17 protein-coding genes and 1 pseudogene are annotated in these 21,636 nt (G+C 72.0%); 8 read left to right on the top strand and 10 right to left on the bottom strand.

Features of this window, described 5'->3' with window-relative positions; translation table 11 throughout:
* The 4 genes from cydD to hisC form a co-directional block, all read right to left on the bottom strand.
* Positions 1-2,485, bottom strand: a 2,485-nt coding sequence (gene cydD / locus AC2CJA_RS10100; RefSeq protein ID WP_484602323.1) for a thiol reductant ABC exporter subunit CydD, incomplete at its 3' end; no start/stop codon positions are given.
* Positions 2,482-3,531, bottom strand: coding sequence for a cytochrome d ubiquinol oxidase subunit II (gene cydB / locus AC2CJA_RS10095; protein WP_484602322.1), 1,050 nt, complete (start codon positions 3,529-3,531; stop codon positions 2,482-2,484). The genes cydD and cydB, both read right to left, overlap by 4 nt.
* A gap of 19 nt (positions 3,532-3,550) precedes the next feature.
* Complete coding sequence (locus AC2CJA_RS10090; RefSeq protein ID WP_484602321.1) at positions 3,551-5,062, bottom strand: cytochrome ubiquinol oxidase subunit I; 1,512 nt, start codon at positions 5,060-5,062, stop codon at positions 3,551-3,553.
* Positions 5,063-5,215: 153 nt separating this feature from the next.
* Positions 5,216-6,292, bottom strand: a complete 1,077-nt coding sequence (gene hisC, locus AC2CJA_RS10085) for a histidinol-phosphate transaminase (RefSeq protein WP_484602320.1) — start codon at positions 6,290-6,292, stop codon at positions 5,216-5,218.
* 375 nt (positions 6,293-6,667) lie between these two features.
* Between hisC and AC2CJA_RS10080 the strand changes: the two genes are divergently transcribed.
* The 4 genes from AC2CJA_RS10080 to AC2CJA_RS10065 all read left to right on the top strand — a co-directional run bounded on the left by AC2CJA_RS10080 (position 6,668) and on the right by AC2CJA_RS10065 (position 11,015).
* Positions 6,668-7,786: a LacI family DNA-binding transcriptional regulator gene (locus tag AC2CJA_RS10080; protein WP_484602319.1), complete on the top strand. Its 1,119-nt coding sequence runs from the start codon at positions 6,668-6,670 to the stop codon at positions 7,784-7,786.
* Positions 7,787-7,977: 191 nt separating this feature from the next.
* Positions 7,978-9,039, top strand: a complete 1,062-nt coding sequence (locus AC2CJA_RS10075) for a metallophosphoesterase (RefSeq protein WP_484602324.1) — start codon at positions 7,978-7,980, stop codon at positions 9,037-9,039.
* A 198-nt stretch (positions 9,040-9,237) separates the two neighbouring features.
* Positions 9,238-10,146 carry a hypothetical protein gene (locus AC2CJA_RS10070; protein WP_484602318.1) on the top strand — a complete coding sequence of 303 codons (909 nt, stop codon included), beginning with the start codon at positions 9,238-9,240 and terminating at the stop codon, positions 10,144-10,146.
* A gap of 65 nt (positions 10,147-10,211) precedes the next feature.
* Positions 10,212-11,015 (top strand): Mut7-C RNAse domain-containing protein, encoded by an 804-nt coding sequence (locus tag AC2CJA_RS10065; protein ID WP_484602317.1) that lies wholly within the window; start codon positions 10,212-10,214, stop codon positions 11,013-11,015.
* 4 nt (positions 11,016-11,019) lie between these two features.
* Here AC2CJA_RS10065 and AC2CJA_RS10060 read toward each other — a convergent pair whose 3' ends face one another.
* Positions 11,020-12,018 carry a helix-turn-helix transcriptional regulator gene (locus tag AC2CJA_RS10060; RefSeq protein WP_484602316.1) on the bottom strand — a complete coding sequence of 333 codons (999 nt, stop codon included), beginning with the start codon at positions 12,016-12,018 and terminating at the stop codon, positions 11,020-11,022.
* 241 nt (positions 12,019-12,259) lie between these two features.
* Between AC2CJA_RS10060 and AC2CJA_RS10055 the strand changes: the two genes are divergently transcribed.
* Both AC2CJA_RS10055 and AC2CJA_RS10050 read left to right on the top strand, forming a co-directional pair.
* Entirely contained in the window at positions 12,260-13,432 is a 1,173-nt protein-coding gene (locus tag AC2CJA_RS10055) for a S8 family peptidase (RefSeq protein ID WP_484602315.1), read from the top strand.
* A gap of 260 nt (positions 13,433-13,692) precedes the next feature.
* Positions 13,693-14,196 (top strand): tetratricopeptide repeat protein, encoded by a 504-nt coding sequence (locus AC2CJA_RS10050; RefSeq protein ID WP_484602314.1) that lies wholly within the window; start codon positions 13,693-13,695, stop codon positions 14,194-14,196.
* Between the two features lie 108 nt (positions 14,197-14,304).
* On the opposite strand, the pseudogene AC2CJA_RS10045 reads toward AC2CJA_RS10050, so the two are convergent.
* From AC2CJA_RS10045 to AC2CJA_RS10035, 3 genes and pseudogenes are all read right to left on the bottom strand, one after another.
* Positions 14,305-14,439: pseudogene (locus AC2CJA_RS10045) on the bottom strand (thiamine biosynthesis protein ThiC); the annotation flags it as partial.
* Positions 14,440-14,471: 32 nt separating this feature from the next.
* The gene (locus tag AC2CJA_RS10040) at positions 14,472-14,669 is read right to left on the bottom strand and encodes a hypothetical protein (RefSeq protein WP_484602313.1); all 198 of its coding nucleotides are present in this window, start codon (positions 14,667-14,669) and stop codon (positions 14,472-14,474) included.
* Positions 14,670-14,876: 207 nt separating this feature from the next.
* On the bottom strand, positions 14,877-15,422 hold the full coding sequence (locus tag AC2CJA_RS10035; protein WP_484602312.1) for an ATP-binding protein: 546 nt from the start codon (positions 15,420-15,422) through the stop codon (positions 14,877-14,879).
* Between the two features lie 218 nt (positions 15,423-15,640).
* On the opposite strand from AC2CJA_RS10035, the gene AC2CJA_RS10030 reads away from it, so the two are divergent.
* Positions 15,641-17,011: an NsdA family TPR-like regulatory protein gene (locus AC2CJA_RS10030; protein WP_484602311.1), complete on the top strand. Its 1,371-nt coding sequence runs from the start codon at positions 15,641-15,643 to the stop codon at positions 17,009-17,011.
* A 9-nt stretch (positions 17,012-17,020) separates the two neighbouring features.
* On the opposite strand, the gene AC2CJA_RS10025 is transcribed toward AC2CJA_RS10030, so the two are convergent.
* Positions 17,021-17,941 carry a phosphotransferase enzyme family protein gene (locus AC2CJA_RS10025; protein WP_484602310.1) on the bottom strand — a complete coding sequence of 307 codons (921 nt, stop codon included), beginning with the start codon at positions 17,939-17,941 and terminating at the stop codon, positions 17,021-17,023.
* Between the two features lie 200 nt (positions 17,942-18,141).
* A complete protein-coding gene (gene thiC / locus AC2CJA_RS10020) occupies positions 18,142-19,941 on the bottom strand; it encodes a phosphomethylpyrimidine synthase ThiC (protein ID WP_484602309.1) in 1,800 nt (599 codons plus the stop codon).
* 201 nt (positions 19,942-20,142) lie between these two features.
* Between thiC and AC2CJA_RS10015 the strand changes: the two genes are divergently transcribed.
* The coding region (locus AC2CJA_RS10015) for a YibE/F family protein (protein WP_484602308.1) at positions 20,143-21,636 on the top strand (1,494 nt) is incomplete at its 3' end.

Raw genomic sequence — 21,636 nt, 5'->3', positions numbered from 1 at the left:
CGGCCAGGCGGGTCAGCGCGGCGTCGGCGTCGCGTACGGCCGCGGTGCGCCGGGGCAGCGCCCCCGCGACGGTCAGCTCGGCGGTGCCGGTGAGCAGGTCGACGGTGCGGGTGGCCAGTTCGCCCCGGGCCGGCGCGAGGCGCCGCTCGGTGCGGCGCGAGAGAGCGGCGGCGAGCGCGGGGACGGCGACGCCGGCGGTCAGGAGGCCCAGGGCCAGGGCCGCTCCCGCCTCGGGCAGGAGCCACGCGGTGAAGACGGTGGCCGAGAGGGAGACGGCGACGGCGACGGCCGCCGGGAGCAGCCAGCGCAGGAAGTAGTCCTGGAGGGCGTCGACATCGGCGACGAGCCGGGTGAGCAGATCGCCGCGCCGGGTGTGGCGCAGCCCGGCGGGGGCGAGGCGCTCCAGGCGGCGGTGGACGGTGACGCGCAGATCGGCCAGGACGCGCAGGACGGCGTCGTGGGAGACCAGGCGCTCGGCGTAGCGGAAGACGGCGCGGCCGATACCGAAGGCCCGGGTCGCGGTGACGGCCACCATCAGGTACAGCACGGGCGGCTGCTGCGAGGCACGGGAGATCAGCCAGCCGGAGGAGGCCATGAGGCCGACGGCGCCGAGAAGGGCGAGGGAGCCGAGGAGCAGGGCCAGTGCGAAGCGGCCGCGCAGGGGGCGCGCGACACGGCGTACGCGGGCGAGGGGGTGCGGATCGTTCTCGGATGCGCCGGTGGGTGCGGGGGTGGCGCGTGCGGGGGTCGGGGCCGGCCCGGGACGGCCGTCCCCGCCCGTCCCCTCCGGCACGCTGCCGAGTGCGGGATGGCCCGCCCCGGGGGCGGGCCGGTACATGTCGGGGGTGGGCGGGGTCTCCGCCGCACCGGCGGGGGTCAGGCGGATCACGCGGTCGGCGAGGGGGAGGAGCGCGGGCCGGTGGACGATCAGGACGACCGTGCGGTCGCGGGCCAGGCGGGCGATCGCGCCGACGACCGCTTCCTCGGTCGCGCCGTCGAGGGCGGCGGTGGGCTCGTCGAGGAGGACGACCGGGCGGTCGGCGAGGAAGGCGCGGGCCAGGGCGACGCGCCGGCACTGGCCGGCGGAGAGGCCCGCGCCCGCCTCGCCGAGGAGGGTGCTCGGGCGGAGGTCGGGGGCTCCGGCGTCGCTCAGGGCCCGGCGCACCTCCGCGTCGGTGGCGCCGGGGCGGGCCAGGCGGACGTTGTCGGCGATCGTCCCGGCGAAGAGGTGCGAGTGCTGGGGGACCCAGGCGATCTGGGAGTGCCAGGTGGCCGGGTCGAGGGTGGACAGGTCCCGGCCGCCGATCCGGACGCGGCCGGCGGTGGGGGCGGTGAACCCGAGGAGGGCGCTCAGCAGCGTCGTCTTGCCGGCGCCGGAGGGGCCGGTGACGGCGACGGTCTCGCCGGGGGCCACGGTGAGGGTGGTGGGGGGCAGCGAGTCGGTGGTACGGCCCTCGTGGCGGACGGTGAGGCCGTCGAGGGCGATGGTGGCGGTGCGCGCGTCGGGGGCGGGTTCGGTACCGGGGGCGGGGGGCTCGGTCTCGAGGATGCCGAAGACCTCGCCGGCGGCGGACAGGCCCTCGGCGGCGGCGTGGTAGTGGACGCCGACCTGGCGCAGGGGCAGGTACGCCTCGGGGGCGAGGATCAGCACCACCAGACCGGTGTGGAGGTCGAGTTCACCGTGGACCAGGCGCATGCCGATGCCGACGGCGACGAGGGCGACGGAGATCGTCGAGAGCAGTTCGAGGGCGAAGGAGGAGAGGAAGGCGATCCGCAGGGTGCGCAGGGTGGCGCGGCGGTAGTCGGCGGTGATGGCGCGGATGTTCTCGGCCTGGGCCTTGGCGCGGCCGAAGACCTTGAGGGTGGGCAGGCCCGCGACGACGTCGAGGAAGTGGCCGGAGAGGCGGGACAGCAGGCGCCACTGGCGGTCCGTGTGGGCCTGGGTCGCCCAGCCGATCAGGACCATGAAGAGCGGTATCAGGGGGAGGGTGGCGGCGATGGTCGCCGCCGAGATCCAGTCGTCGGTGAGGATGCGCGCGATCAGGGCGGCGGGGACGACGACGGCCAGCGCGAGCTGGGGCAGGTAGCGGGCGAAGTAGTCGTCGAGGGCGTCGATGCCCCGGGTGGCGAGGTTGGCCAGTTCGCCGGTGGGCCTGTCCGGGCGGGCGGTGCCGGGGGCGGTGGTGTGGGCGAGCAGGCGCAGGCGCAGCTCGGACTTGACCGCGGCGGAGGAGCGGTGGGCGGCCAGCTCGGTGAGCCAGGAGACCAGGGCGCGGCCGAGGGAGACGGCGGCGAGGAGCGCGAGGGGGGTGGTGAGGCCGGCGGGGGCCGTGTGGTGCTGGAAGGCCCGTACGACGATCTCGGCGATGAGCATGGCCTGGGCGATGACCAGGCCCGCTCCGGCCAGGCCCAGCGCCACGGCGGCCGCGAGGAAGAAGCGGGTGGTGCGGGCGTACCGGAGCAGGCGGGGGTCGACGGGCTTCATGTGCGGGTGGTTTCCGGTTCCGGGTGCGGGTTCTCGGGGGCGGCGCCGGCCGGGTCCGCGATGTGCTGAGTGCCGATGCGCTTGCGGAAGACCCAGTACGTCCAGCCCTGGTAGAGCAGCACGAGCGGAGTGGCCAGGGCGGCCAGCCAGGTCATGATCGTCAGGGTGTAGGGGGAGGACGCGGAGTTGGTGACCGTCAGGCTCCAGGCGGGGTCGAGCGTGGAGGGCATGACGTTCGGGTGGAGCGCGAGGAAGAGCATGGCGACGGCCGCGACGACGGTGGTGCCGGAGAGGGTGAAGGACCAGCCCTCGCGTCCGGCGGCGATCGCGCGGACGGCCGCGAGCAGGGCGAGGGCGGCGATGGCCAGGGCGGCCAGGGTGGTGGTGTCGCCGCGGTCGAGCTGGGTCCAGCCGAGGAAGGCGACGGCGAGGGCGGCGGTGAGCAGGCCCAGGCGGACGGCGAGGGCGCGGGCCCGGACGCGGATGTCGCCGACGGTCTTCAGGGCGGTGAAGACGGCGCCGTGGAAGGTGAACAGGGCGAGGGTCGTGGCACCGCCGAGCAGGGCGTAGGGGTTCAGCAGGTCGAGCAGGCCGCCGGCGTACTCCTTGTCCGCGCCGATGGCGACGCCGCGGACGATGTTGGCGAAGGCCACCCCCCACAGGAAGGCGGGGAGCAGGGAGGTCCAGAAGACGGCGCGCTCCCAGTTGGTCTGCCACTTCTCCTCGGGGCGCTTGGCGCGGTACTCGAAGGCCACGCCCCGCACGATCAGGCAGACGAGGATGAGCAGCAGGGGCAGGTAGAAGCCGGAGAACAGGGTGGCGTACCAGTCGGGGAAGGCCGCGAAGGTCGCGCCGCCGGCCGTCAGCAGCCAGACCTCGTTGCCGTCCCAGACGGGGCCGATGGTGTTGATCAGTACGCGGCGCTCGCGGCGGTCGCGGGCCAGCAGCCGGGTGAGGACGCCGACTCCGAAGTCGAAGCCCTCCAGGAAGAAGTAGCCGGTCCACAGGACGGCGATCAGGACGAACCAGACGTCGTGGAGTTCCATCGGGAAACCTCGGTCGGACCTAGTAGGAGAAGGCCATGGGGCGGTCGGCGTCGTCCTTGTCGTGGCCGCCGATCCGGGTGGGCGGGTCGAGGTCGGCCTCGGTGAGCTCGGGCGGTCCGGCCTTGACGTACTTGGCCAGGAGCCTCACCTCGATCACGGCGAGGACCGCGTACAGGAGGGTGAAGACGGTCATCGAGATCAGCACCTCGAGCTGGGAGACCCCGGGGGAGACGGCGGAGGAGGTGCGCAGCAGGCCGTAGACGGCCCAGGGCTGGCGGCCCATCTCGGTGAAGATCCAGCCCCAGGCGTTGGCGATGAACGGGAAGCCGAGGGTGAGGAAGGCCAGCTGCCAGTAGCGGCGGGCGAGAGCGGGGCCCAGCAGGCGGGTGGGGGTGAGGGCGAGGTTGGGGACCTCGTCCCCGGTGGTGCGGTGGCGTTCGGCCAGGAGGAAGCGGCGGCGGGTGAGCCACAGGCCGAGGGCGCCCAGGGCGGTGGAGGCCATGCCGAAGCCGATCATCCAGCGGAAGCCCCAGTAGGCGACGGGGATGTTGGGCCTGTAGTCGCCGGGGCCGTACTGCTCCCGGAGCGCCTCGTTGGTGTCGTTGATACCGGGCACGGGGCTGGAGAAGTCGCTGTGGGCGAGGAAGGAGAGCAGGCCGGGGATCTCGACGGCGACCTTGTTGTGGCCCTCGTCGACGTCCCCGTAGGCGAAGACGGAGAACGGGGCGGGCCCCTCGGTCTCCCACAGGGCCTCGGCCGCGGCCATCTTCATCGGCTGCTGCTCGTACATGATCTTGGCGAGGTGGTCGCCGCTGGCGGCGGTGAGCGCCCCGGCGGCGACGAGGGTGACCAGGCCCAGGCGCAGCGAGGTGCGCATCACCGGTATGTGGCGGCGGCGCATCAGGTGGTACGCGGCGATGCCGGCCATGAAGGCGCCGCCGGTGAGGAAGGCGGCGGTCATGGTGTGGAAGAACTGCGCCACGGCGGTGTTCTGGGTGAGCACCGCGAGGAAGTCGGTGAGTTCGGCGCGGCCGGACTCGGGGTCGATGCGGTAGCCGACCGGGTGCTGCATCCAGGAGTTGGCGGCCAGGATGAAGTACGCGGACAGGACCGTGCCGATCGAGACCATCCAGATGGTGGCCAGGTGGATCCTCTTCGGCAGCTTGTCCCAGCCGAAGATCCACAGGCCGATGAAGGTGGACTCGAAGAAGAACGCGATCAGCGCCTCGAAGGCGAGGGGGGCGCCGAAGACATCGCCCACGAAGCGGGAGTAGTCGGACCAGTTCATGCCGAACTGGAACTCCTGCACGATACCGGTGACGACGCCCATCGCGATGTTGATCAGGAAGAGCTTGCCCCAGAACTTCGTCGCCCGCAGGTAGACCTCGCGGCCGGTGCGCACCCAGGCGGTCTGGAGGCCGGCGGTGAGGGCGGCGAGCGAGATGGTCAGGGGGACGAAGAGGAAGTGATAGACGGTGGTGATTCCGAACTGCCACCGCGCCAGGGTCTCCGGGGCCAGAGCCAGCTCCACGGCACTCTCCAAAAGTGGACATGGTGTGACGTACCACACGCACTCGTGAATGCGTTCACATTCACAAGAAGTATGACTCACTTGTGTTCGTTCCCTCCCACCGGGGGTGGGAGGGAACGAAAGTCCTGTTCAGAGGGCCGTTGGTCCTGGCGGCTAGAGGTCCCGGCGGAAGTCCTGCGCGGCCTTGAGGAAGAGGTCGTTGGCCTCCGTCTCGCCGATCGTGACGCGGACCCCCTCGCCCGCGAAGGGCCGCACCATCACACCCGCCGCCTCGCAGGTCCCGGCGAAGTCGCCCGTGCGCTCCCCCAGCCGCAGCCAGACGAAGTTCGCCTGCGTCTCGGGCACCGTCCAGCCCTGGGCGGTCAGCTCGCGCACCACCCGCGTCCGCTCGGCGACCAGGGCGTCCACGCGCTCCAGCAGCGCGTCCTCACCGCGCAGCGAGGCGACCGCCGCGTCCTGCGCGATCTGGCTCACGCCGAACGGCACCGCCGTCTTGCGCAGCGCCGCCGCCACCGGCTCGTGGGCGACGGCGAAGCCGACCCGCAGCCCGGCCAGGCCGTACGCCTTGGAGAAGGTGCGCAGCACGCAGACGTTCGGGCGGTCGCGGTACAGCTCTATGCCGTCCGGGATCTCCTCGTCGCGGACGAACTCGCGGTAGGCCTCGTCCAGCACGACCAGCACGTCGCCGGGAACGCGGTCCAGGAAGCGCTCCAGCCCGGCGCGGCGGACGGCGGTGCCGGTGGGGTTGTTGGGGTTGCAGACGAAGACCAGGCGCGTGCGCTCGGTGACGGCGTCGGCCATCGCGTCCAGGTCGTGCCTCTCGTCACCGTCCAGCGGCACCCGGACGGAGGCCGCGCCGGAGATCTGGGTGATGATCGGGTACGCCTCGAAGGAGCGCCAGGCATAGACCACCTCGTCGCCGGGGCCGGCGGTGGCCTGGAGGAGCTGCTGGGCGACACCGACGGAGCCCGTTCCGGTCGCGATGTGGCTCACCGGCACCCCGAAGCGGTGCGACAGTTCCGACATCAGCAGGCCGCAGGCCATGTCGGGGTAGCGGTGGAAGGAGCCGGCAGCGGCGGTGACGGCCTCCAGGACCCCGGGCAGCGGGGGATAGGGGTTCTCGTTGGAGGACAGCTTGTACGCCGTGGGACCGTCGGCGGCCGGGCGGCCGGGCTTGTAGGTGGGGATCCCCTCCAGCACCGCGCGCAGTTTCGGGGCCATCTCCGTCATGCCAGGTCCTCCTCGACCCTTCGGGGCCAGTCGTGGGGCGGCCGTGCCGCCGCTCGTACCACCAATGCTGCACACCTTAGAAGGATTCCCCGGAACGGCGTAGGGGCCGGAGAGGAGGGCGCGTTCGCAGAAGCGTGCGCTAGTGGCGAGCACCGTGGCGCGCATCGCCCGTGAAGGTGAGTTGAGACAGCTTTGAGACCTCCCCCCTTCTACTGCGGCAAGCAGTGAAGCATCCACAGGAACGACGGTTCCGGCAGTCCAACTTCCTGCTCTTCCATGGTCGTTACCACAGATTCAGCTTGCAGAATCGTCTCTTCTCCGATTGTTCTGTACACCCCCGCAAACGGCGCGGCTCGGCCCTAGTATCAGCACGCCATGACAGCAGCAGGGAAGCACCAGGTGAGCCGGACCCACAGCCGTCGGCTGGAGCGGGCGGGCATCCGGGACGTGGCCGCGGCGGCCGGCGTCTCGATCACGACCGTCTCCGACGCACTCAACGGCAAGGGCCGCCTGCCCGACGCCACCCGCCGCCATGTCCGCGAGGTCGCCGACCGGCTCGGCTACCGCCCCTCGGCGGCGGCGCGCACGCTCCGCACCGGCAAGTCGGGGCTGATCGGACTGACGGTCACGACCTACGGCGAGGAACCCTTCACCTTCACCGAGTTCGCCTACTTCGCCGAGATGGCCCGCGCCGCCTCCTCCGCCGCCCTGGCCCGCGGCTACGCCCTGGTGATCCTCCCCGGCAGCACCCGGCAGAGCCCCTACGACGTCTGGTCCAACGTCGCCCTCGACGGCACCGTCGTCATCGACCCCTCCGACCGCGACCCCGTCGTCACCGAGCTGGCCCGCCAGGGCATCCCCGTGGTCTCCGACGGCCGCCCCTGCGGCGACCTGCCCGTCACCGCCTGGGTCGACAACGACCACGAGGCCGCGGTCACCGGCCTGCTCGACCATCTCGCCGCCGCCGGCGCCCGCCGCGTCGGGCTGCTCACCGGCACCAGCACCGACACCTACACCAGGCTGTCCACCGAGGCCTACCTCCACTGGTGCGAACGTGCCGGACAGGCCCCGGTGTACGAGTCGTACCCCGCCCACGACCCCCGCGCGGGCGCCGTCGCCGCCGACAGGCTGCTGGCCCGTCCCGACCGCCCCGACGCGGTGTACGGGCTCTTCGACCCCAACGGCACCGACCTGCTCGCCGCCGCCCGCCGCTACGGGCTGCGTGTCCCCGAGGACCTGCTGCTGGTGTGCTGCAGCGAGTCCTCCGTCTACGCCGGCACCGAGCCGCCCATCACCACCCTGTCGCTGAAACCCGGACGCATCGGCACCACCGTCGTCCAACTGCTGATCGACGCCATCGAGGGCACCGGCGACGGCCACCCCGTCCAGCGGATCATGCCCACCGACCTGATCGTCCGCACGTCCTCCCAGCGCCGCTGGCCGCGGACGACGGTGAGCGCCCCCCGCTCACCCGAACAGCGCGGACCGGCGTAGGGCCCGCTCATTCCGGGTCGAACCGGCCGCTCCGAGACCTCCGTGCGGCCCCGGTCCGAATTGCCGCCCCCGGGTGCGTCACAAGGCGCGACCTGCGTTCCTATGATGGGCCCACGACACCGGGACCGGCTCTCGGCGCGGGGTGACCCGCGGGAGACGGAAGAGAGGTCCGGCAGGTGCAGGCGCGCGCGATGGTGGAGGGGCCGATGACTCAGGGGGCCGGTCGGGGATCCGACGTGTGGCACGGCGCGGGCGTGACGGGTTCGGGTCCGGCGAATCCGGGTGCGGCGGATCCGGACGCGCCGGGCGCCGCCGAACCGCGCCCGGAGGGGTACACCCCCACCAGGCGCGACCTGCCCGTCATCGGCGCGGCCCCCGCCACCCCCACCCCCACGCTGGTCGACATGCCCGCCCCCGCCGCCGCCGGCGGGGGCGAGCAGGGCCCGCTGTACGTCGTCGGCGATGTCCACGGCTACCTGGACGAACTGCGCGCGGCCCTGCTGAACCAGGGGATCGTCGACACCGAGGACCACTGGATCGCGGGCAACACCCGGCTGTGGTTCCTGGGCGACTTCACCGACCGCGGCCCCGACGGCATCGGCGTCATCGACCTGGTGATGCAGCTCTCCGCCGAGGCCGCGGCCGCCGGCGGCTACTGCAAGGCGCTGATGGGCAACCACGAGCTGCTGCTGATCGGCGCCAAGCGCTTCGGCGACACCCCCGTCGGTTCCGGCGCGGGCACCGCCTCCTTCCATGCGGCCTGGCTGCTCAACGGCGGACAGCGCTCCGACATGGAGCGGCTCCAGGAGCACCACGTCCAGTGGATGTCCCGGCTGGACGCCATGGCCCTGGCCGACGACCACCTGCTGGTGCACTCCGACACCACCGCCTACCTGGAGTACGGCGACACCATCGCCGACGTCAACGACGCGATCACCGAGGCCCTCACCCACCACGACGCCGACGAGACCTGGGAGCTGTTCCGCAAGTTCACCAAGCGCTTCGCCTTCCGCGACGAGGCCGGCGCCGTGGCGGCGCGCGAACTGCTGGACACCTACGGCGGACGGCGCGTCGTCCACGGCCACAGCCCGATCCCCTACCTGCTGGGCGAGGTCGGCTCCGAGGACGGAGAGGACGGCGTATCCCAGGTGCACGGGCCGCACGTCTACGCCGACTCGCTCGCGGTCGCCATGGACGGCGGAGTGACCATGGCCGGAGAGCTGCTGGTCTCCCGGCTCCCCCTCCCGGCCTGAGCGCTGTCTGCCCCGGTGTCCGCCTGATCCTCCCCCTCGCATGCCGCCCCGTGGGTGAACACCGCACGGCGGTGGCGCGTGTTTTCCGGAAACACCCTGTCACCACCCGGAGGAACCCCTCTACGATCGGGTCCCTGTATCACGCGAGCTCTCCTCCGTTTCCGGCCACGCGGCCTTACGGAGCACCGGGGGATGCACATGAACACCGCTCCGCACCTGCGCATCGAGGACCGCCCCGAGTTCGAACGCGTCCTCGACGAGGCACTGCGCGCCGTACGCGACCGTCCCGAACCGGCCGCCGGAGGACGGCTGGGCACCGATCAACTGCACGCCATGGCGATCGGCGCCGCCGCGGTGATCGCCGCCTGCGCGACGGCGGAGTACGAGCGCTTCGTGTCGCTCCGCGACGAACTGCGCCACCCCGACCACGCGCCCTCCTCCCAGGGAACGGCGCGGAGGACGGTCGCGAGCGCTCCCGGAGGTTCCGGTTCCGGCACCGACCCCGGTTCGGGCGGCGCCGGGCTGTTCGCCACGCTCTCGGTCCTGGCGCCCGTACTGGCCGGGACCGCGGCGCTGATCTTCCTCCTGGTCGGCCATCTGCTGCGGGTGATGGACCCCGAGCCGTCCATCGCCGCGCCGATGCGCGGCGCGGGCTGGGCCTTCGCCGCCCTGACCGCCGCCTCGCTGCTGGCCGCGTGCGTCGGACTGCTGGTCACCGCGGTGCGCCACGGCGCCGGCGCGATCCGGGCGGGCGGACCCGGCGGACAGGGCGCACTCGCCGACGAGGTGGCGCGGGCGCGCACGGCCTGGCGTACGGCGCTGCTGGAGCGCGGGGTGCTGCCCTTCCTCCGCGAGGCGCTGGCCGAGCCCGCCGCGGAGGCCCCCGGGGCCCCGGAGCTCTCCGGGGCCCCGGGGGCGGGGACGACGCCGCGGGAAAGCCGGCATCCCAGACTGGGGTACACCCACCCGGGCTTCTCCAGCCCGGCCCCGAAGACCCCACGCGAAACGGGCGCCGGGCCCCGCTTCACCAGCCCGGACTTCACCGGCCCCGGCTACGGAGGCCCCGGTGGCTCCCTCGGCGGATCCTCCGGCCGGGCCCCCGGCTGAACCCCGGCCGGGTCGGGCCCGTAAAGCGGTGGGACCGGCGGATCCGCGCCGGCATCCTGGGAAGGGTGACGGACCGACCACAGACTCCCGGCGGCCCTCCGCCGCCGCGCGGACTGCTCCTCCGCGTCTCCTTCGAACTGCGGATCTTCCTGCCCACGCGCCACCGCGGCACCGAGCTCCTCCCCGTGCCGCACGACGGCTCCTCCTCCCTCGTCCACATCGTGCAGTCCGCGGGCATCCCGCTGACGGAGGTGGGCGCGCTCCTCCTGGAGGACACCGACGGGACCGGCGGGGGCGGACGGCGGGTGGAGCCCTCGTACCGCCCCGAGGCGGGCCGTACGGTCCGCGTCGAGCCCGTCGTACGCCCGCAGCGGGTCCCTCACGGGCCGCCGCGCTTCCTGCTGGACGTCCACCTGGGCACGCTGGCCCGGCGGCTCCGGCTGGTGGCGGGTGCCGACACCGCCTACCACAACGACATGGACGACCCCGCCCTGGTCGAGCAGGCCAACGCCGAACGACGCGTCCTGCTGACCCAGGACCGCGGGCTGCTGATGCGGCGGCGGCTGTGGATGGGCGCCTACGTGCGCGGCTCGCGCCCGGACGACCAGCTCGCCGACGTCCTGGACCGGTTCGACCTGCCGCTGGCACCGTGGACCCGGTGCACGGCGTGCAACGGGCTCCTCTCCGAGGCGTCGAAGGCCGGGGTCGAGCACCTGCTCCGCCCCGGCACCCGCCGCACCTACGACACCTTCGCCCGCTGCCGCGACTGCGGGCGCGTCTACTGGCGCGGGGCCCACGGGGGCCGGCTGGAGGCGCTGGTCGCGGAGGCCGCCGGGACGGCGGGCGGGCGGGAGACCGGCGCGCCGTAGGCGCTCAGTCGATCAGCCCCAGGCGCGCGGCGCGCACCCCCGCCGCGAACCGGCTCCCGGCCTCCAGCTTCTCGGTGATCCGGGTCATCATCCTTCGCAACGTCCGCTCGGAGCAGCCGAGCCGCCGGGCGATGCTCTCGTCCTTGGTGCCGGTCGCGAGCAGGGCGAGGATCTCGCGCTCCTGCTCGGTGTACTCGTCGGCCGGGCAGGGGTCCGCGGCGCCTCCGGTCCGGCCCGCGCCGCCGGGATAGGGGCGCGCCACGTCCCACTCGTGCTCGAAGACCCGCGCGAAGCACAGCGCGATCCGCGAGCTGCGCAGCAGCACGTCGCCGTCGCCCCCCAGGGGGTCGTCGCCGGCGGGCATCAGCGTGACCATACGGTCCACGACGTGGAGGTAGAGGGGCAGGGCGGCGGCGACGCGGACCCGGGCGCCGGCCTCCCTCAGGGCGTCGAGGTAGGCGGCGGCCCCCGGCCCGCGTGTCGCACCGACGGTGGCCAGCATCCTCATCTCGGTCCCCTGGGCCAGGACCCGGCGATCGTGACCGAGGCTTACCTCCAGCACCTCGGGGCCGGGGAAGGCGGTCCGCATGCACAGCACCTCCCGGCGCCCCACCGGCTCGAACTCGTCCAGCCGCCTGCGAAGCCGGTCCCGGTCCTCGAGGAACTCCACCTCGACGCTCTCGTGCCCGGAGCCCCGGATCCCCGGGAGGAGATCGAGGACGTCGTCGACGGCACGGAGATTGCGGTCCATGGCCTCGGCAGCCGACCGCAGCCAGGCGCGCTGCTCGCCGAACAGGTCGCGCAGGGCCCTCTCCGGTGAGCTGACCCCACGGCACTCGGGGCCGAGAAGCCTGCGTTCGGCGAGCCAGTTCCTGACCTCATCGGACACCTCCTCCGGCTGCCGGGCTCCTGCCGCGCGTAAGCCCCTGAGCGTTCCGGCCAGCTCCGTGTAGAACTGCCTGGCCTCGGTCCCGGTCTCGGAAGCGCTGCTGTCAGTGGACATGCCAAAAAGTTAGTCCGTGGAACCGGCCTTCTCCACAAGGCATCCGGTACGTGATCCGTGCCCCGGGCTGGCCGGGTCCGGACATGCCGGTTCCGACCCGGTCCCCGGACCGGACCGCCGGGCTTAACGTGACGTCGCGGCGCCGTGAACCGGCCGCCGCCGCCGCCTCACGCGGTGTCCCCCCTCAACCTGCCGGCGCACACCCACAGCGCCGGCCGACCACCGGAAGGTGTGCACCCTCATGAGACGAACGCACCTGGGCGCGCTGCTGCTCGCCATCCCCACCGCGCTGATACCCGCCGTCGCCTCCGCCGCCCCCGCCGCCGACTCCGCGCGGGCCGAAGCGCCGCTGGTCCGGGTCGCGCAGGCTCCGGACGCGCTGGCCATCGAGGGAAGCTACATCGTCACCTTAAAGCCCGGCGCCGGGGCTTCGAAGCTCGCCGGCGACAGGGGCATCAAGACCCGGCACGTCTACTCGGAGGCGCTCAACGGGTTCGCCGCGAAGCTGACGGACGGTCAGCTCAAGGGGCTCCAGCGCCACCCCTCCGTCGCGGCGATCGAGGAGGACCAGAAGGTCACCGCCAGCGCCACCCAGTACAGCCCACCCTGGGGCCTGGACCGGATCGACCAGCGCAACCTCCCGCTGGACGGGACCTACACGTACAACCGCAACGGCGCCGGGGTGACGGCGTACATCATCGACACCGGCATCGACACCTCGCACCCCGACTTCGGCGGCCGGGCGAGCAACGTCTTCGATGCCTTCGGCGGCAACGGACAGGACTGCCAGGGCCACGGAACCCATGTCGCCGGCACCGTCGGCGGCAAGACGTACGGCGTCGCCAAGGGCGTGGCGCTGCGCGGCGTCCGGGTGCTCAACTGCCAGGGCAGCGGATCGTACTCGGGCGTCATCGCCGGTTTCGACTGGGTCCGGCAGAACGCCGTCAGGCCCGCCGTGGCCAACGCCTCCCTGGGCGGCGGCTACTCGTCCGCGGTGAACACGGCCGCCGCCAACCTGGCCAACTCCGGCGTCCACTTCTCCGTCGCCGCCGGCAACGAGAACCAGAACGCCTGCAACGTCTCCCCGGCCAGTGCCTCCGGCGTCCTCACCGTGGCCGCCTCGGACAGCTCCGACCGCAAGGCGTACTTCAGCAACTGGGGCTCCTGCACCGAGCTGTACGCCCCCGGGGTCTCCGTCACCTCCGCCCGCATGGGCGGCGGCAGCAGCACGCTGAGCGGTACGTCGATGGCGTCCCCGCACGCCGCCGGGGTGGCCGCACTGTACAAGTCCGCCTACGGTGACGCCTCCTCCTCGACCGTCAGCAACTGGCTGACCAGCAACGCCACCGCCAACGTGATCAGCGGCAACGTCAGCGGCACGCCCAACCTCCTGCTGTTCAAGAGCACGCTCTGACACACCCCCGGCCGGTGTGAGCACGGGCCGGCGGCGGAAGGGCCCGGGCACCCGTCCGGGCCCTTCCGCACGGTCTCGCGGGCTCCGCTCCCGTAGAACAATCGGCCCGAACCGATTGCTTCGGAAAGGTCGCCGCGCCGGGTCCGGGGAAACACGCGGCGCGTCGGACGACGGCCCCCACACGGAAGCGGAGGGACGCGATGGTGCACGTGTCACGCAGGACCGGGACGGGTGCGGCGGCTCTCTGGGACACTAGGGCGATGACGGCCCCGGAAGCACAGTGGGAGCGGCGGCTCGAGGAGCTGTGGGCATCCTTCGGCGACCACGGACCCGGCGTTTTCCTGCGGCGGATCGAGTCACTCGTCGCCGAACTCCCGCCCGGCGACGCCGTCGCCCTGTATGAACTGGCCTCCGCCCACGACGCGCTCGACCGCGAGGAGGAGGCCGCCGCCCTCTACCGCCGGGCCCTCGCGGCCGGCCTGCCCGGCGGGCGGCGCCGACGGGCGGTGGTCCAACTGACCAGCACTCTGCGCAACCTGGGCCGGACACACGAGAGCATCGCACTGCTGACGGCCGAACGGGACGCACACTCGGATGAGTTGGACGACGCGGTCGCCGCGTTCCTGTCTCTGGCGCTCGTCGACGCCGGACGGGAGCGGGAAGCGGCGGCCCTCGCCCTCACCGCCCTCGTCCCCCATCTCCCGGAGTACCGCCGCTCGCTGTCGCACTACGCCCGGGCCCTCACCGCCGGGGGCGGAGCCTGACACAGCCGGAGCGCCGTACCGGGTCCGCCGAGCACCCATGCCGGGGGCGCCCCCGTCCCGTGGTCCCACGGGCCGGGGGCGGCGGGCGGTACGCGGCGGGGGCCGGGGTCAGTCCGCGATCGGGAGGTAGACCCGGTTGCCCGCCTGCGCGAACTCCTCGGACTTCCGCCTCATGCCCTCCTCCGGGTCCAGGGCGAGGTCGCCGCCGTGTTCGCGGCGGATGTCCTGGGATATCTTCATCGACCAGTGCACGAACCGCATCCGGGAGCGGATGGTCATTGCTGCGTTTCCCGGTCGGCCCGTCGCACCGACACGTTCGCGCTCGCACGGAGCCGCAGGACCGGACCTGTCTTGAAGATGAACGTCACGGTCGGGCCGCAAGAGCTGTACGGCTGTCGGCGTACGGCCTTGACCTCCTGCCACTGGCCCTGTGCCTTGACCATGTCGCCCCGGCGTACCAGCGCTGCCAGCATCGGCATTCCTCCCGTTCTCCGTTGTTATGTGTCGTGTCGGGCGGCTCCCCGAGGGGAGACGGGGAATCCCCGCCAGGGAGCCGCCCACCGCACCGGGGAGTTCTCGCCGCTCCCCGGACGGTCTCCGAGGACGCCACCCGGACCTCTGAGCACTCATCGGGGTCCGGCTGCCTGTGGCTCCTGCGGAGTCTGTGAAAGGGTCAATCATCAGTCGGCCCCGCCGTTCAGGTCGAAGCGGCAGAAGACGCTCTTGCCGCCGGTATCCCGAGGAGCCCACCAGGTCGCGTCGGCGAGGTTCTGCACGATGAGCAGTCCGCGCCCGTGGTCCGGCAATGTCATCTCGGACGAGACGGCGGAGGCCAGCGGGTTGAGCAGGCCCCCGACCGGCAGCATCGGCGGTGTGGAGTCCTGGTCGCATACCTCCACGAACAGCCACTTCGGCCAGGCACGGAAGGCAACGGAGATGCGCCGTTCCCCGCCGAGCCCGTCTTGCCAGCCGTCCGGGGTGGCGTGGTGTACAGAGTTGCCCACCAGTTCCGAGACGCACAGCGTCACGTCGTCCACCAGGCGCCGCAGCTCCCAGTCATCGAGCACTTCCGCCACCGTGCGGCGCGCGACGTGTGCGGTGTCCGGAGATTCCGCGTCGAGTATGACCGCGCGGAAGCGATCAGCCGCCGAGAGCGACGCAGGCTCCAGGGAGGTGCGGCCCGCAGTCCGCAGGAACGGCTCATGTACTGCTGTGCGCGTCTCCATGGCGTACCCCTTCAACCCATCGGCGGAGGCGGTGCCCCGCCGCCGTGTGAGAACAGTCAAAGGTGGTTTTCACGCAGGTGGCAGTGACCACCGAAGGGTCCATGTGTACGCCCGGGGGTTCACGGAGGGGCGGGGGGTTCATCAGTGAACCCCCTGACCAGAGGGGCATTCCCCGTGTAACGATGGTCGTCTGACGCCTTCTCGGGAGGCAGGGGAGCATGCGCAGGGAACCGAATCACCGACTGGTCACCGTCATGGCCGAGGCCAAAGCCTCCAACAAGGGACTGGCCAGACGTGTAAGGGACATCGCCGCACGTCGGGGCATCCACCTCGGAACCACTCACGTTTCCGTCCAGCGCTGGTTGGACGGTGGCGGCATCCAGCCGCAGACGGCCGCCTTTCTGGCGGAAGCGCTGGGTGAGAAACTGGGGCGGAAGGTCACACCTTCAGATCTCGGGTTCACCGGGATGGCACCGGTCGCGCCCGTCGGCAGCGCCGGCTACGCGCACTCGCTGTCCGAAGCACTCGGCCATCTGGACACTCTCACCCAGTTCCGCCCCGAGGAAGACCAGGCCAGCGCGGCCCTTTTACCCGAGGACGATGTCAACTCGGCCGTGCTGTCGTGGCTAGTCTCCCGTTCGGACGGGCTCACCATCGACGCCCCTAGCGCCCGCCGTGTCGGCATGCGCGATGTTGCTGCCGTACGGACGGCCGCGGAGATGTTCATGCATCTCGACTTCAAGTTCGGGGGCGGACACGGGCACAAGGCGTTGCGCCACTACTTCCGCGAGGACGTTCTACCGCTTCTCGGCGCCAGCTACAGCGAGCGTGTGGGCAAGGCTCTCTTCGAGGCCGCGACCGAGATCGCGCAGCTTCTCGCGTGGACCGCGTACGACACCGGCAGCCACACCCTGGCCAACCGCTACATGATCGCCACCCTGCGGCTCACCCAGGTCATCGACGATCGGATGATGGGCGCCCGCATCCTCACCAACATGAGCCACCAGGCCAACTACCTCGGCCAGGTGCCCCGCGCCGTCCAGCTCGCCCGCGCATCGCTGGAAGGCGGCCGGGGACGGGCCACACCGCGCGCCATGGCTCTGTTCGCCGCCCACGAGGCTCGCGCCCTGTCCACCGCGCTGGACCGCACGGGAGCGGCCCGCGCCATGAACGAGGCCGAAAGGTACTTCGAGCGGGCCGACAGCGGCGACGACCCCGACTGGCTGGCCTACATGGACGAGGCCGAGTTGGTCGGGGAGTTCTGCCACTGCTTCCGTGACTTGAAGCAGGGTGCCGAGGCCGTGCGCTTCGCCGAACGCGCCGTCGCCATCACCGACCCCAGATACGCCCGCACACTCGGGTTCTGCCGGATGGTGCTGGCTCAGAGCCAGTTGCTCAACGGCGAGTTGGAAGCGGCACTCGACACCGCGAGTCTGGCCGTTGAAAACGGGGACGCGCTCCAGTCCGCCCGCTTCGTGCGGTACGTCACCGACTTCCAGCGCGAGGTCTCCGCGCACGCCGGAAACCCCGCCGTCCAGCACTTCAACGAGCAGGTACGCGACGCGCTGGCCGAGCTGGACGACGAGTAGGGCGGCCGGTCAGCCCGGCTGCCAGTTCCGGGGCGCCTCATCGTCCCGCAAGGACGCGATGCGCCGCGCGTACTCCTCGGCCACCGCGGGCCCCTCGGCAATGTTCTGCATGAGCCACGTCGTCATCTTGAACTCTTGGATACCGCGCAGGACCGGGAAGCCCTCCCAGTCCCGCAGGTCCCGGCCGTAGGCGCCGACGAACGCCGCGTACTGCTCCGGTGTCTGCCACCGCAGGCTGTGATGCTCGGTGGCGGTGACCATCAGGTCCCACTCCTGATGGTCGTAGCTGAAGTTCTCGAAGTCGATCAGGAGCGTCCGGCCGTTGGAGTCCACCATGAGGTTCTGCACGTGGGCATCACCGTGGACCGGCCCCTTGGCCGAGTCGAAGCGCAACTCCACCAGCCGGTCGCGCAGCTCACGACCCCGCTTGTGCAGGAACTCCCGGTCGTCCTCCGGTATCCCGGCCGCCTTCTCGATCCGCAGGTCGGTCCGGCCGAAGACCTCGTAAGGAGGCAACTCCAGGCCCGTGGGGAGCCGCATCGCATGCAGGTCCCGCAGCAGGCCGCCCAGCTCCCCGTAGGTGGGTTTCCGGTCGCCCTCCTCGATCAGGTGCCAGAAGGTCACCGGGTGGCCGGCGACGACCAACGGCTGATCGAGGTCGTCCACGGTACGCGCGGCCGGAAAGCCCTCACCGGCCAGCCAGCGCGAGACCGCCGCCTCCACCCGCACCGAGGGCAGGTAGTCGGTGGACCGGGCGATGCGGACGATGACCGGATGTGCTGCCAGCCTGAAGAGTGCGTTCTCCCCGAGCCGGATCAGCCGCGCGCCGTCGCTGTCGAGCCCGGCGGACCGGCACGCCGCAGCCATCACCCGCGCGGCTCTCTCCGAGGTGAACCCCTCTTCCATCTCCCGCGCAGCGCCGGACGGCATGCCGAACCAACTCCCCAGGTCGTGACCGACTGCGTGCCGCCGAGGCAGACGACGGCACACAGCGAACATCAACCTGACCGTACCCAGGGGGAGGGAACCACCACGAGACCAAGCGGTGACGATCGGCTCCCCACACGATCGCCGTACGACCGAGCGGCCCCGGAATCACCGAGGCCGCTCACAGTCGGGGAGGGACGAGATCAGTCGGCGATCGGGAGGTAGACGCGGTTGCCCGCCTCCGCGAACTCCTTGGACTTCTCGGCCATGCCGGCGACAGCTTCACGCTCCTCGTCGCTGGTCAGCTCCATGGAATCTCTATAGTCCTCCATGATGCTTCTACTAATCTTCATCGAACAGAATTTCGGGCCGCACATGGAGCAGAAGTGCGCCGTCTTCGCCGGTTCGGCCGGGAGCGTCTCGTCATGGAAGGCGCGGGCCGTGTCCGGGTCGAGGGCCAGGTTGAACTGGTCCTCCCAGCGGAACTCGAAGCGGGCGTCGGACAGGGCGTCGTCCCACTCCTGGGCACCGGGATGGCCCTTGGCCAGGTCGGCGGCGTGTGCGGCGATCTTGTAGGTGATGACGCCCGTCTTCACGTCGTCGCGGTCCGGCAGGCCCAGGTGCTCCTTGGGCGTGACGTAGCAGAGCATCGCCGTGCCCCACCAGGCGATCATCGCCGCGCCGATGCCGGAGGTGATGTGGTCGTACGCCGGGGCGATGTCGGTGGTGAGCGGGCCGAGGGTGTAGAAGGGCGCCTCGTCGCAGATCTCCTGCTGGAGGTCGACGTTCTCCTTGATCTTGTGCATCGGGACGTGCCCGGGGCCCTCGATCATCGTCTGCACGTCGTGGGACTTGGCGACGCGGTTCAGCTCGCCCAGCGTGCGCAGCTCGGCGAACTGCGCCTCGTCGTTGGCGTCCGCGATGGAGCCCGGGCGCAGCCCGTCGCCGAGGGAGAAGGTGACGTCGTAAGCGCGCAGGATCTCGCAGAGTTCCTCGAAGTGGGTGTAGAGGAAGCTCTCCTTGTGGTGGGCCAGGCACCAGGCCGCCATGATCGAGCCGCCGCGCGAGACGATGCCCGTCTTGCGGCGGGCGGTCAGCGGGACGTAGCGCAGCAGGACGCCGGCGTGGACGGTCATGTAGTCCACGCCCTGCTCGCACTGCTCGATGACGGTGTCCTTGTAGATCTCCCAGGTCAGTTCCTCGGCCCTGCCGTCGACCTTCTCCAGCGCCTGGTAGAGGGGGACGGTGCCGATGGGGACGGGGGAGTTGCGCAGCACCCACTCGCGGGTGGTGTGGATGTTGCGGCCGGTGGAGAGGTCCATGACGGTGTCGGCGCCCCAGCGGGTGGCCCACGTCATCTTCTCCACCTCCTCCTCGATGGAGGAGGTGACCGCGGAGTTGCCGATGTTGGCGTTGACCTTCACCAGGAAGTTCTTGCCGATGATCATCGGCTCGGTCTCCGGGTGGTTGACGTTCGCCGGGAGGACGGCGCGGCCCGCGGCGATCTCGTCGCGCACGTGCTCCGGCGAGCAGCCCTCGCGGACGGCCACGAACTCCATCTCGGGGGTGATCTCGCCCCGCCTGGCGTACGCGAGCTGCGTGACGGCGGTGGCGCCGCCCCGTCCCCGGCGCGGCAGACGGGGGCGGCCGGGGAAGACGGCGTCCAGGTTGCGCAGCCCGCCGCGCGGCGAGGTGTGCTTGAGACCGTCGTCCTCGGGCCGCGCCTCGCGGCCCGGATACTCCTCGGTGTCCCCTCTGGCGATGATCCAGTTCTCCCGCAGCGGCGCCAGGCCGCGGCGGACGTCGGTGTCGATGTTCGGATCGGTGTACGGGCCGGACGTGTCGTACAGCGTCACGTCGCGGCCGTTGGTGAGGTGCACCCGGCGGACGGGCACCCGGATGTCGGGGCGCGAACCGCTCAGATAGCCCTTGTGCCAGCCGATCGCGCGCTCCTCGGCGCTCCCGGCGGCGTTTTCGGGCGTGCGTGCGTCCTGCGTGGTCATGAGACCCAACTCCCTACGCCGGCATTACCCGGTAACAGGTTCGGCGGTCGACGCAGCCGTTTCCGTGGATGTCCACGGAGGTCAGCGCCCTCTCAGCCCCGTGCTCGGAGCTCCCGCGATGTGCAAAAGCGCTCCCACGCTAACGGCTGACACCGGGCGTGCGCCAGGGTGCCCCCCGGCCGCGCCTGCGATGATCGGGCCGTGGACTCCTCCTCTCCGCCCCCTCCGCCGTCCCGGCCGCCGGGTCCTCCGCACGCGCCGCCGGCTCCGCCCGTCCCACCGCCCCAGCGTCCGTCGCCCGGCCAGGGGCCCGGTCACGAGCCGGGCCGCGGGCAGGCACCGAACGCGCACGGGCACAGCGGTGCGCACGGGCACTCGCACGGCCACCACCACGGGCCTCCCGCCCCCGTCTCGGCGCGGCTGCGCAAGGTGGTCGCGGCGGTGCTGGTCCCGTTCGCCGTCGCGGTGCTCGCCGGGCTGATGGCGCTGTGGCCGGGCGGTGCGCCCGAGGGGGAGAACACGCCCAGCGGTGTCGGCTTCGACCGGAAGACGCTCGGCGCGCGGGTCACCGCGGTCGAGGAGGTCGGCTGCGCGGAGGTGGGCGCCGCCCAGCCGCCCGGCGGCGCGGGAGGCGCCGGGGGAGGCGCTCGGGACAGCGGAAGCGCCGGTTCGAGCGCTCCTCCGGAAGGCTCCGGCGAGGGCTCCGGGAAGGAACCCTGTCTGCGGGCGACCGTCGAGGTCGCCGAGGGGAAGGACGCGGGCCACACGTTCACGGAGATCGTCACCCCGGACGCCACGCGCCGGCTGAGCCCCGGTCAGGACGTGGTGGTGGCGTACGCGCCCGACGCGCCGCGCGAACTCCAGTACAGCGTGGTGGACGTGGCGCGCGGGGTGCCCATGGTGGCGCTGGCGGGCGTCTTCGCGCTGGCGGTGGTGGTCGTGGGACGGCTGCGCGGGGTACTGGCGCTGATCGGGCTGGCGGTCAGCTTCGGGGTGCTGACGCTGTTCATCCTGCCCGCGATCCTCCAGGGCTCCAACCCGCTGCTGGTGGCGGTGGTGGGCGGCAGCGCGATCATGCTGGCCACGCTGTACCTGTGCCACGGCGTCAACGCCCGTACCTCCGTCGCCGTCCTGGGCACGCTGGTTTCGCTGCTGCTGATCGGGCTGCTGGGCTCGGCGTTCATCGGATGGGCCGCGCTGACGGGCAACACCGACGACCAGACCGGCCTGGTGCACGGGCTCTACCCGGACATCGAGATCCGCGGGCTGCTGCTGGCCGGTGTGCTGATCGGTTCGCTGGGGGTGCTGGACGACGTGACGGTGACGCAGACCTCGGCGGTGTGGGAACTGCGGCAGGCCGATCCGTCGGCCGGGTGGCGCAGGCTCTACGGCGCGGCGATGCGCATCGGGCGCGACCACATCGCTTCGGTGGTGAACACTCTGGTGCTGGCCTACGCGGGGGCCGCGCTGCCGCTGCTGCTGCTGTTCTCGATAGCGGAGAGCGGAATGGGCCAGGTGGCCACCAGCGAACTGGTGGCGGAGGAGATCGTGCGGACGCTGATCGGCTCGATCGGCCTGGTCGCCTCGGTCCCGGTGACCACGGCGCTGGCGGCGCTGGTCGCGGTCGCCGACCGCCGGGGGGCGCCCGGCGGCGGGGAGACCGCCGCGGGGCCGGGGCGTGCCCGGGGCCGGGGA

The organism is Streptomyces sp. ATLC9 (assembly GCF_057196705.1).
This window is presented reverse-complemented; position numbering and strand designations above follow the sequence as displayed.